Below are 12416 nucleotides of genomic sequence, written 5' to 3'. Positions count from 1 at the left end.
TGATTGATTTATTAAGCATGTAAGAATTGATGATGAACATCATCAGGATCTAAGGATTTGCTTTGGTATGAGGCATTTTTTCTCACCAGGGCATAAAGGTGGGGCAATACCAGCAATGCTGTTAGGGAAGAAAAAATCAGTCCTCCAATCACGGCTTGCCCGAGTGGCGCTACCTGTCCACCTCCATCTCCCATACCAATAGCCATAGGAATCATACCGGCAATCATGGCAGAAGCTGTCATCAGTATGGGACGTAAGCGAGAGGAGACAGCCAGACGAGCAGCATGCAAGGCAGTCATTCTTCGTCCTAACCTATATTCCTCTGCCTGATTGATAATAAGCACTGCATTGGCTACTGAAACCCCCACTGACATGATGATACCCATGTAAGACTGCAGATTAAGCGTGCTGCCGCTCAGCAAAAGCACTGACAGGCTGCCACCAATGACCGCAGGAACTACCGAAAGGATCAATGCAGAAACGGCAAAGGATTGATAATAGGCGGTAAGCATCAGGAAGATGACCACTACAGCTACCATTAAGCCTGCCTGCAAGCTGCTCAGCGTTTCTCCCAGAATTTCTACCGCTCCCACTGCTTTCACCATCAATCCACGGGGAGGCTCTCCGGCATCTTTCAGGGCCTGTTGAACCGCTTGGGAAGCAGTTCCCAGATCTACCTCATGGGTATTGGCAACCAGCGTCACATAACGATTGGGCCCCTGTCGGTTCACCTGCCCTGCTTCTTCTGAATACTGTATAGTGGCTACATCCTCCAGTACCGGATGCAAACTGCCAGCTTTGAGGGGCAAGGCACGAAGGTCGTTGATGGACTGTAGCTCGGCCTCGGGTAGTTGTACCTGCACCTGAAATACCAGGCCGGATTTAGGGTCTACCCACATGTTTTTATTCACATAGCGCGTAGAAGAAGTTGCAGTAGTTAAAGCAGTACTTACCTCACGGACACTCAAGCCAAACTGGGCCACCCTCTCCCGGTCTACATCAATAGAAATACTGGGGTAGTTGACAGGTTCGGCAATATGCACATCACGCAAGAAGTCTATGGCATCAAGCTCTGTCTTAACTTTTGTTGCGTAAGCTTTCGCCTCTTCCAGATTTTTGCCCAGTATTTTTACTGAGATAGGAGTGGTTGCTCCCTGGCTCATGATTTTTTCTACTAGCTCTATGGGTTCAAAAGAGAGTTGTATTTCCGGGAACTGTATTTCAACCTTAGCTCTTATCCTTTCTTTCAGTTCATTCATGCTTCCCTCATAAGTTTCCCCATTCACAGATACCTGCAAAACAGATTCATGAGAACCGCTGGTAAAAAGGAAGATGGGGTTGATAGGAGTGTTGGGGGAATGCATACCCACAAATGCAGAAGTAATACGAATATGGTCTTCACCCACTTCTTCCCGTATTAGTTTTTCTACCTCCAGCAAATAAGCTTCAGATTTGGCCAGGCTAACTCCCTGGGGGGCCTGTATCCGCATCTGTAAGTCTTTGGTATCACTGGCAGGGAGTATATCTGTACCTATGGTAAGAAGCCCCCAGGAAATCAGTCCGATCACAATCAAAGTGTATGCACCCACCACTTTAGGAGCATGTCTCTGCCACCTTCTGATGAGTAACGTGTAACGAATCCTGAATCTACCAAAGCGTGTATGAATTGGTTTTCCATCTCTCTGCACGTGCTTATTTTTCATGATCCAGTTGGCTAGCACCGGGATAAACGTTTGTGAAGCCAGAAAAGAAACAATCATGGCAAAGCCTACAGCCATTGACAGTGGCAGAAACATATCTTTGGGAATGCCACTCATCATTAGAGAGGGTGTCAGCACCGCCAGAATACAGAGCAGAATCAGAAGTTTGGGCAGAGAGATTTCCAGCAGAGCATCCAGTATGGCCTTGGCTTTGGGTTTGTGCTGCTCAAAATGCTGGTGAATATTTTCTATAGTAACGGTTGCTTCATCTACCAGAATTCCGATGGACAGGGCCAGACCACTTAGCGTCATTATGTTGATAGTCTGTCCAAATAGATATAGTAAAATGACTGCTGAGAGGATGGCAATCGGAATGGTAAGTACTACAATCAAGGCGCCCCTTTTGTCACCTAAGAAAAAAAGTACCATCAGTCCGGTCAACATTGCGCCAAGCACGCCTTCATGTACCAAGTTGTTGAGGGCAGTTTCTATATAGCCCGACTGGTCAAACACATAGCTTACCTTCACCTCTTCCGGCAGAGTCTCTTCCAGTAAGGGCAGCGCTTCTTTAAGATTATTTACCGCTGCCAGCGTAGAAGCATCTGCTTTTTTGATAATCGGCAGGTATACTGTCCGCTTACCATTAACCAGAGCATAGGCAGTCGTTTTGTCTGCACCATCAGTAACAGAGGCAATATCTTTGATAAAAACAGTTGGACCATTGCCTTTACGAACCGGAATATTTAGAAACTCTTCAGCATCAAGAGCCAAAGTATTAACAGGGCTCATCAAATTTTGCTCACCTATAATCACATTTCCTGCCGGAGAAGGCATATTGTTCTGGGCAATAGAAGTCATAACTTCTTCTGCCGTAAGCCCATGAGCATGCATCAGTTTCGGATCTACATTTACTACCATGGTGCGGGCATTTCCCCCAAATGGAGCTGGTGCAGTAATGCCGGGGATATTTACAAACATGGGCCGGATACGGCTGATCACCATGTTCTGCAACTCTCCGATAGAATGCTGCGGGCTTTCAAAGACCAATTGCCCTACAGGTTGAGCACTAGCATCAAAACGTACTACCTGAGGGGATACCGCTCCCGGCGGCAAAAAAGCCATAGCCCTTGACACTTGTGTAGCAACTTCAGCCGCTGCCTGAGCCATATCTGTTTCCGGATAAAAGGTCAGCTTCATCAGGCTTAGCCCCTGCACACTTTTAAACTCTAGATCTTTTACCCCACTTACAAAAATGAGCACTTTCTGAAATTGATTAGCCATAAACCCATCCATATAGGCTGGTGAGAGTCCACCATATGGCATAGCTATGTAAATGGCGGGTGATTCTATATTAGGAAAAATGTCTACTTTGATATTTCTGATAGTAATAACAGAGAAATAGGCAATCGCAATTACTGTTACCATTACAGCAATTGGATTTCTAAGTGCCAATCGGATAATATTCATAAAATTTGATATGGTTTATTGGAAAATGTCAGCCAGATTAGAGAAGTCTGCCTGTGCTTCGGCAAACGCAATCACCGTTATCCAGTATTCATAGTGTGCCTGAACCCTGCTTTTGTCAGCCTGCTGGAGAATTTGTTGTATCTGTAGTAGCTCCGTCAAACTTATAAGTCCACTGCTATAGCGTACCTCAAAAAGCTCATAGGCTTGCAACGCATTTTGATATGCCTGGTCCACATCCTCTATCCTTTCCCTCTGTCTTTTGATTTGCTGTAGAGAAGAATAGTATTGGGTACCAAGCATCAATTTTTCTTCTTCCCACGCTGCCTCCTGAATACTGATCTGTTCCAGATACCGGCTATTAAATAGCTTCTGGTCGTAAAGGTGATTCAGGTTCCAGCTTAGGCCCAGACCTACCAGATAATTATGTGTAGGTGACCGATAGGCATCAGTCCATGATTCATTATTAACTTCTTCGTTAACCAGCGCATTCCCCTTGAGTTGCACTCCGGCAAGTAATGAAACAGAAGGAAAAATTCTCCTTCTTGCGATTTCATATTGCTTTTCAGCGTAGTTTTTCTGCGCATGTTTCATTTGGAGGAGAGGGTGACTTTCTAAGTTTAATTCTCTCTCTACTGGCAATGCAGATAGAGAAGCAAAAAAGTTATTTTGTTTTACCGAAAAGCTTTCTTCAGGTGAGCCTACCCACTTAGATAAAATAATTTTGGTAGCCTTGCTCTTCCCATCCCAGTTTTCCTGCTCAGCCTTTGCTTGTAGGTGTGAACTTTTAATCAGTAAAGAATCTGCTCCTGCTGATAGGCCTGATTGCGCTAGACTACGGGTAACTTCCAGTAGGTTTTCTATTCTTTGACTGTTATTAGCCGCCCATTTTGACATTTGCTGATGGTAGAGTAAATTGATATAAGTTTGAGTAAGTTTGCTTTGAATGTGTAGCTGCTCAGCATCCAGACTTGCACTGGCCTGCTCTACTTGCGCCTGAATTGCTTCCACAGATTTTTTATGACGTCCGAAACGGAAAAACTCCCAGTTGAGTATAGCTGAGCTTACCAGATTGGTAGCACTCTGAGTAATACTACTAGCGTTCCCGTTTACATTAAAAAAGCCAGGCAACGGAAAAAAAGCAGCAGAAGTACCCTGATAGCTTCCTACTGTGCTTTGTGCCTGAAACTGTAACTGTGGCAAATATTGATTTTGGGTAAGTCGCTGATCAATAGTTGCTTGCTGCAGTACTGCTTTGTCGGCCTTCAAGCCTGGATAATTCTCAAATGATTTTTCCCATAACTGCATAAGTGAAAGAGAGTCTTGGGCTTGTAGCGGAGCCCGCCCTACAAGACAGACTACACACCACACCAGCATATTTTTATATACCATGTATAATTGATGCTTATGTAATTTGAAAAAGAAAGGTGGATATAGGTTCACCACTTCGCGGTGAAAAAGGGGGAATGAATAGCACTATTCAGCTTATACACTGTGTAGGCATTACAAGTGCATTCTACACTTACATTGTGAAGGCAGAAAACGAATAGAAACTACGCTTAAAGAGAGATCAGGCGTAAAGTACCAGGCGTTTGTGCCTGATAAATAGAGGGATGGGTGGAGTAATGCTTTTAATTCGCCGCATGTAGCTGGGAGCTACTGACAGCTGTGCATAAAAAGCTAGCCACGAAAAAACAATAGATGCTAATAAAAAGAAAATCGGTGTATTGAGTTGTAACTGCTCTAGCGCGGAGCTCAGCTCAACATCGTCCAGCAAACTCCCAGTTTTTTCATCAATACTGCACAACTCGGTGATGGAGACATCAGAGTTATTATGTGCTGACACTGGTAGGGCTTTAGCAGGTGCAGGTTTGTCCAGGTCAAAGTAATGCATTACTGTTTTCTTCATCACACAGGAGGATGAGAAAAGCAGTAAGCATGACAATATGACAAGGATAATATTACGCACTCTTAATTTTATGTCTTTTAGCAACTTCCCCTCTAACACGTGAAAGCTGATGATTTGTTTCATTACTTATAGAGAATAACGAAACGAGGGCATAATATTATCATCATAAACACTAAATTTCAGCAATAGCAGATTGTAATTGCTGCTGTACTTCACCCGCAATATTGGCAAGTTCAGCATTATCTACAGCCTGCATAGAAGCTTTAGGATCTACAGCTGCTACTTCTATGCTACCGTCTTCCAGTTCCTGAACAATCACATTACAGGGCAGCATTGTTCCGATCTTATTTTCGGCCTGCAATGCCTGATAAGCAAAAGAAGGATTACATGCTCCTAATATTTTGTAAGGTTTCATCTCCTTGTCAAGCTTCTTTTTCATGGTAGCCTGCACATCAATTTCTGTCAGTATTCCAAAACCTTTTGCTTTTAGCACATCGGTTACTTTCTCCAAGGCTTGTTCAAAAGAAAGATCTTTGAGGTTTTTACTAAAATAGTATTTCATAGTTCGTATAGTTTAGAATTATACAACCTGTCTGTTTTTTGATTGTTTGCCAATACCGTTCTTCCTTTTATTCATTTGGACATTGACTCTTCCCTAAAAAAACTACCCCTAAAAGGTTACATCTTCTTCCCTGACTTTGACCTATTGTATGAAGCGAATGCAAAAAAAACCACAATTTAACCCCATTTATTATGGCAAAATCTGAGAAAAAGAGAGTTATTATCACGTTTAAAGCGAAAGACAAACGTGCTGACAAAAACGAGGACAAAGTAGATATTGTAAAAAATACAGTATCTACTGATGCACATTTCTTCAGTGCAAACGACTGGTCACGTGGACAGGCAGTACCTTCGGGCATGCCGGGAGAGCAGATTGCTTATGATGTCAATCTTTATGAAGCCCCTTTGGTAATGGGCGCTTTTACAGACGATGAGCTGAAAAAACTAAAGAAGAACGACAATATTGCTAAAATTGAAGATGATGGCGAAGTATATGCGATGCATCAGCCTTCTCAGTTTTCTCACTTTCAGTTTGAGGGACAGCCGGTAGTAGCTGCAGAAACTATTCCTGAAGGTATAAACCAGATTAAGGCTCCAAATGCCTGGCTAGCCACTCAGGGTATAGGCATTAAAGTCGCTATTCTGGATACGGGCATTGACTACAACCACCCTGACCTTAAAGATAATTACAAGTTTGGTGTCAGCTTTATTGATGATGAAAGTAGTCCTATGGACTTTAATGGACATGGTACGCATTGTGCCGGTACAGTAGCCGCTGCTATCAACGGACAAGGTGTGGTTGGGGCAGCACCCTCAGCGTACCTCTATGCTGTGAAAGTGCTCAGCAGAACGGGTTCTGGAGCATGGAGTAGCCTGATCGCAGGTATTGACTGGTGCATCAATAAGAAGAATATGGATGTAATCAGTATGAGCCTGGGTGGAAGCAGTGCTCCTTCTGCTGTAGAGAGCATTTGCCAGGCAGCATGGAATAAAGGAGCAGTATTGGTAGCTGCTGCCGGAAATAATAATGGCCCGGTCATAGCACCTGCCAAATATCCCAGTGTAATTGCCGTATCTGCTATTGATAGTGCCAATGCTAAAGCCAGCTTTAGCTGCTTTGGTCCAGAAGTAGAGCTTTGTGCTCCAGGTGTACAAGTACTGTCTACCAAAGTAGGAGGAGGCTATGTTAAGCTGAGTGGTACCAGTATGGCCTGCCCGCATGTAGCAGGTGCAGCAGCTATTGCCAGAGGCACACACCGCTATGCAGATAATGTGAGCATACGGCGACTGCTAGCGGTTACTGCCGATAACCTGGGCAATCCTGGTCGCGACCCTGAGTTTGGATTTGGCCGTGTAGATCCTTATCAGGCAGCCTTCTCGCGCTCTGTTCCAGGAGCTGTTCCTGGCATTCCGTAACCCCCAACTAGATAAGATCTAGTGTAATTTCGCTATCTAGTTCTACCTTTACGACCTCTACCATATTTGATAAGCCTTCCAGGTCTTTAGCCTTAATGATACCACTCAGCAAGGGAATACTTGCAGTATTACACTTAACCCGCAAACCATGTTGATCAAAGGCCGCGGTATCATTTACAATCTCTTTGGTACTGACCAATACAGGAATATCTGCAGCTTCATCTGCCTGAGCCACGTAGGCACGCAGTTCTTCACTAATTTTTCCGCTTTGCATAAGTATTCGCTTTAAACTTAAAACATTAGTATCGCTATTTTTTATTAGTATACGCAGTGACTAATATTGTGTGTGTAAAAGCCCGATATATTTATGATCAATTTCAGCATCAGTACCACGAGTATATTTTTTTCATTTCTCCTCATATTTTCACAATGTCAGCAGGCCATAGACATAGACGATTTTGATGAGTCAGCTTTTCAGGAAGACAAAGCTGGCTGTAAGGGGCAGCGCCAACAGATGAAAAATAAAGTACTAGAACTACCGCAGCACCTTACCGGCTTAACCCAGCAGGAGATACAGGCAACTTTAGGTAAAGCCGATCGTCAGGAGCTTTCTAACCGCAGCCAGAAATATCTCATCTACTACATTGAACCCTCAAAAAGCTGTGAAGGTAAGCAGCCCAAACAGGAGCCACTTACTATGTATGTTCGTTTTAACTCTATAGGCAAGGCCAATGAGATTAGTTTTAAAAACTATTGATCTTTAACTTGTCAGCTTTTATCAACCAAAACTTATGAGTCTTATTGAACTACCTCCCGCAGAGTGGGGGCTGGTCATCTTTTGTGCCCTGATGGTAGGAGTGTCCAAAGCCGGAGTAGCCGGAGCTGGCATCGTAGTCATCCCTATTTTAGCCCAGATATTTGGTGGGCAGCAATCCACTGGATTTCTGCTGCCCATGCTAGTCGTTGCGGATATTTTTGCGGTTCGCTACTATAATCGCCACGCACAGTGGAGCTATCTGGCCCGGCTTTTACCCTGGACTTTGGCCGGTATAGGCATAGGCGTCTGGGTTGGAGATATCGTCTCCGACGAAGTTTTTAAAGAGATGATTGCCGTAGTAGTTTTTGTCTGCCTGATACTGATGGTCTGGAAAGATAGCCGTAAGAAAAAAATTCATCTTCCTCAGGGTTGGTGGTTCTCAGCAATGGTAGGGCTTGCAGGAGGCTTCGCTACAATGATTGGTAATGCAGCAGGCCCTATTATGGCTGTTTATCTGCTTTCTATGCACCTGCCTAAAAACCACTATATTGGCACAGCAGCCTGGTTTTTTCTAATTATCAATGTGCTTAAATTACCTCTGCAAATGTTTGTATGGCACACCATCAGCTACGAGAGCCTGACGGTTAACCTGGCTATGGTACCTGTTATTGTAATGGGAGTATTTATCGGAATAGTCGTTGTAAAAAAGTTTCCGGAAAGGGCTTTTCGGATATTCGTCATATTTACCACTGCCCTCTCCTCCTTACTGCTATTCTTCTGATCAGATAGGGTCAAAGCTTCTGCGCTTGCGTTTACGGTCCGGACGTGAGTATTTGTAAGGATCAATGCAGCCTCTGATAGAAGCCGCAGGAGTAAACTTCAGCTTTAGCGTAAACATACCGTACATATCGTTATTGGAAGAGTCTCCTCCTCTCAGGATCGGGTCTTCATTGACCTGACGGGCAAGATAGGGCGATAATGACTCATGATACTCTACAGCTTCGGCACTCAGCTCACCTACCTGTATAATCTCCTTACTGGTAGCATCCAACTGATCGTTGAGCGCATAGCGCAGCGAAAGGTCTGCCACTACTGAGAGTACAGGATTAATTTCGTACTCCAGCCCTACACCAAATGGCACTATGCCCATAATACCTGGCACCTGCTCAGCTTCTGGCTCAATATTTCGCAAATCCCACTCTCCAATCTGGCTATCGCCCATAGGATTGTTGGTAGTAAAACCAATACCTACATAAGCAAAAGGCGTAAAGTAGCCTTGCTTAAAATAATACATGGCAGAAGTGTAAAGCTCAAAATTACTGGCGCGGAAGTCACGCAGGCGAGTGGTGTCTGCATCTTCGCCGCTGATGTTGTAAAAACTAAGGCCGGATTTGAGCTGAAAATTATCGTTAAGATAGTACCAGGCTTCCGCATTGAGCACAAAGCCAGGTTTACCTAAAGTCTGATCATTTATATCGCCGAGGTAACTACTTATGCCGGGTCCTACAGCAAAACTCCAGTCCTGGGCATGGGCTTTCGGTACAACAATAAAACTCAAACAACATACTAAGGTAGAAAAGGCAAAAAAGCTCCATACCTTCCGGGAAACAACTGATGACATATCAATGTAAGTTTGATGTAGTTTTTATACGAACTTAGGCAAATTTACAATATAACCCAGAGCTACACACTTTTATTGCTAAATCATCAAAAGATCCTAATTATTGGTCATATCCTTCACTTTAGCGCATAAATCAGGCTGGTGTATATCCGAAAAAAGATGGCTCTTAAAAAAATACACAAAGCTGAAGTAGTATTTTCAAATTGAGCAGATTTAAACATCTTTACATTAGAATTATTTTATATACCAAACAATTAGGCTGGCACCCGGCTATTTTTTTAACCACAAAGCAAACTACCTATACTGTGAACTTGCGAGATAAGCTATTACCTATTGCCGAACAGGACCCAAACCTGCTACTGGAAGAGGTAGAGGGAAATACTAAAATGGTAATTTATCAGATTTTTACCCGTCTCTTCGCTAATACTCAAAACACCAATAAGAAATATGGAACATTAGCTGAGAACGGTATTGGTAAGTTCAACGATATTAATCAAGCTGCATTAACAAGTATCGCTGACCTGGGGGCTACGCATATATGGTATACCGGAGTTAAAGAACATGCTCTGCTAACAGATTATACTGCATATGGCATTCCACTGGACGATGCCGATGTGGTAAAAGGCCGGGCAGGCTCCCCCTATGCTATTAAAGATTATTATGATGTAAATCCCGATCTGGCAGTGGAGGTGGATCAGCGTATGCAGGAATTTGAGGCTTTGGTTGCTCGTACTCATGAGCATAAGCTGAAAGTGATTATTGACTTTGTGCCCAATCATGTAGCAAGGCAGTATCATTCTGATGCCAAGCCGGAAGGTGTAGAAGATTTAGGCGCTGCTGATGACCCTAGTCAGGCTTTTGCACCAAACAATAACTTCTACTACATACCCGATCAGGCTTTTCAGGTACCGCAAGACTACCATTCTCTGGGGGAAAATAGCTTTCCTACCAAAGATGGAAAATTTGACGAAAACCCTGCCAAAGCTACCGGAAACGATCAGTTTACTGCCACTCCTACCCTTAATGACTGGTTTGAAACCGTAAAGCTTAACTATGGGGTGGACTATCAGAATCAGCGCAAAACATATTTTGATCCTATACCCGACACCTGGCTTAAAATGCGCGACATTTTGCTCTTTTGGGCCAAAAAGAAAGTAGATGGCTTCCGCTGCGACATGGCAGAAATGGTGCCGGTAGAATTCTGGCATTGGGTTATCCCCCGCGTAAAAGAGGAGTTTCCAGAGCTGGTATTTATCGCAGAAATTTACAACCCAGAGCAGTACCGAAACTATATTGACTATGGATATTTTGATTATCTCTACGACAAGGTGCAACTTTATGATACCCTAAGGGCTGTTACTGAAGGCCGTAGTGATCTCTACCACTTACCCGATATCTGGCACTACCTGAGAGGTAAGAATCATCATATGCTCCGCTTTCTGGAAAACCACGATGAGCAAAGAATAGCCTCTCGTTTTTTTGCCGGAGAAGCTCAAAAAGCTTTGCCGGCCCTGGTGGTGAGCACTCTCTTACATACCGGCCCTATGATGATCTACTTTGGGCAGGAGGTAGGTGAGCCAGCCGAAGGAGATTCCGGCTTTAGCGGTGACGATGGACGTACTACCATCTTTGACTACTGGAGTGTACCTGAGCATCAGAAATGGGTAAATGGGCTGCGCTATGATGGAGCTTTGCTCTCCGAAGCGCAGCATGCGCTACGTTCGTACTACAGCAAGGTGCTAAACCTTAGCCAGCAACCCGCCATAGGAGAAGGCTACTTTTACGACCTTCACCCTCATAACCGTTATTTTACCGAAGGGTACGATAATATGGTTTTTGCCTTTTTGCGTTTCAACGCCACCCAAAAACTCCTGATCGTAACCAATTTTGATGCCGAACATGGCCGCCGATTTAACCTAAAAGTGCCCAGTACGGCTATTGCGGCAATGAATTTATCTACCGAAAAAAAATACCCGCTTCAGGATATCTTACTTACTGACACCCACCTGAAAATGGATGCAGGAAATGTAATTATCAGTGAAGGCGAAGCGGGTATGCCTATGGAAGTGGCTCCTTTACAATCATTCGTATTTGAAATTAAAAATTGCTAAACTCAGTATTTGATATACACACTTATACTAAAACACGACTAAAACCTAAACCACTAAACTTATGAGACAATTAACGCTTACGTTACTGCTTTGTATTTTGCTCAAATTCAGTGCCTGGGCACAACTGGAGGGCGCCTGGAAACTCACCTACGATGATGTGCAGTCCGTATCTGGCCGTGAAATGGTCGCTATCTTTAGCGATAATTACTTTATGTTCTCCAACTACTACGATGACGGCCGGTTTATTGGTGCCGGTGGAGGTGCCTACCGTTTAGATGGGGGAGAATTGCACCTCACTTACGACTTCTATACGGATGATGCTTCAATCGTTCGGGTGCCTCAAACCTATACCATTCGCCTGAACAAGGAGGAGTTTACGATTAACGGTAGTATTAGCAATACTGACTTTACTCAAAAATGGGAGAAGATAGATGAAGAGCAAAATGCGCTTAGTGCTGCCTGGCGTTTTGGTACCAGAGTAGACGAAGATGGTAACATTGGTGAGATTAGAGAAGTAGGTCCTCGGCAAACCATTAAAATTCTGGGTGGAGGCAGGTTCCAATGGGCCGCTTTCAACTATGAGACCAAAGATTTCAGAGGCACCGGAGGAGGTACCTACAAACTTGATAATGGCACTTATACTGAGCAGATAGAATTTTTCTCTCGCGATGATAGCCGCGTAGGTAACAGTCTGAGCTTTCAATTTGAGCGTAAAGGAGATAGTTGGTTTCATAAAGGAAAAAGCAGCAAAGGCGATCCTTTACACGAAGTCTGGAAAATCATTGACTAATAGCAGAAGACTGCAAACCAGCACAATAATATAAAGACTCCGTTACTGTTCTTAAAAAAAAGAGCTACTGTTTGCCGCCCCGGTTTT

The 12416-nt window shown here is 43.8% G+C and carries 11 protein-coding genes; 5 read left to right on the top strand and 6 right to left on the bottom strand.

All coding sequences use genetic code 11. From position 1 onward, the window contains the following. Positions 1-11: 11 nt before the first annotated feature. The 4 genes from PZB74_RS14690 to PZB74_RS14675 form a co-directional block, all read right to left on the bottom strand. Positions 12-3167, bottom strand: coding sequence for an efflux RND transporter permease subunit (locus tag PZB74_RS14690; RefSeq protein WP_302237307.1), 3156 nt, complete (start codon positions 3165-3167; stop codon positions 12-14). A gap of 15 nt (positions 3168-3182) precedes the next feature. Beyond that, a complete protein-coding gene (locus PZB74_RS14685) occupies positions 3183-4556 on the bottom strand; it encodes a TolC family protein (RefSeq protein ID WP_302237306.1) in 1374 nt (457 codons plus the stop codon). Between the two features lie 178 nt (positions 4557-4734). Beyond that, positions 4735-5073 (bottom strand): hypothetical protein, encoded by a 339-nt coding sequence (locus PZB74_RS14680; protein WP_302237303.1) that lies wholly within the window; start codon positions 5071-5073, stop codon positions 4735-4737. A gap of 172 nt (positions 5074-5245) precedes the next feature. Next, positions 5246-5635 carry a DUF302 domain-containing protein gene (locus PZB74_RS14675; RefSeq protein WP_302237300.1) on the bottom strand — a complete coding sequence of 130 codons (390 nt, stop codon included), beginning with the start codon at positions 5633-5635 and terminating at the stop codon, positions 5246-5248. A gap of 191 nt (positions 5636-5826) precedes the next feature. On the opposite strand from PZB74_RS14675, the gene PZB74_RS14670 reads away from it, so the two are divergent. Next, entirely contained in the window at positions 5827-7050 is a 1224-nt protein-coding gene (locus PZB74_RS14670; protein ID WP_302237297.1) for a S8 family peptidase, read from the top strand. A gap of 7 nt (positions 7051-7057) precedes the next feature. On the opposite strand, the gene PZB74_RS14665 is transcribed toward PZB74_RS14670, so the two are convergent. After that, the gene (locus PZB74_RS14665) at positions 7058-7324 is read right to left on the bottom strand and encodes a hypothetical protein (RefSeq protein WP_302237295.1); all 267 of its coding nucleotides are present in this window, start codon (positions 7322-7324) and stop codon (positions 7058-7060) included. 93 nt (positions 7325-7417) lie between these two features. On the opposite strand from PZB74_RS14665, the gene PZB74_RS14660 reads away from it, so the two are divergent. Next, positions 7418-7807, top strand: a complete 390-nt coding sequence (locus tag PZB74_RS14660; RefSeq protein WP_302237294.1) for a hypothetical protein — start codon at positions 7418-7420, stop codon at positions 7805-7807. A 34-nt stretch (positions 7808-7841) separates the two neighbouring features. Then, a complete protein-coding gene (locus PZB74_RS14655; protein WP_302237291.1) occupies positions 7842-8588 on the top strand; it encodes a sulfite exporter TauE/SafE family protein in 747 nt (248 codons plus the stop codon). Here the strand turns inward: PZB74_RS14655 and PZB74_RS14650 are convergent, their stop codons facing one another. Next, entirely contained in the window at positions 8589-9428 is an 840-nt protein-coding gene (locus PZB74_RS14650) for an outer membrane beta-barrel protein (protein ID WP_302237289.1), read from the bottom strand. It lies immediately after the preceding gene. Between the two features lie 305 nt (positions 9429-9733). Here PZB74_RS14650 and PZB74_RS14645 point away from each other — a divergent pair, with 305 nt between their 5' ends. Next, complete coding sequence (locus PZB74_RS14645) at positions 9734-11539, top strand: alpha-amylase family protein (protein ID WP_302237287.1); 1806 nt, start codon at positions 9734-9736, stop codon at positions 11537-11539. Between the two features lie 61 nt (positions 11540-11600). Next, complete coding sequence (locus tag PZB74_RS14640; RefSeq protein ID WP_302237285.1) at positions 11601-12329, top strand: hypothetical protein; 729 nt, start codon at positions 11601-11603, stop codon at positions 12327-12329. Positions 12330-12416: the final 87 nt, after the last annotated feature.

Origin of the sequence: Porifericola rhodea, assembly GCF_030506305.1 — a bacterium.
Classification (GTDB): domain Bacteria; phylum Bacteroidota; class Bacteroidia; order Cytophagales; family Cyclobacteriaceae; genus Catalinimonas; species Catalinimonas rhodea.
This window is presented reverse-complemented; position numbering and strand designations above follow the sequence as displayed.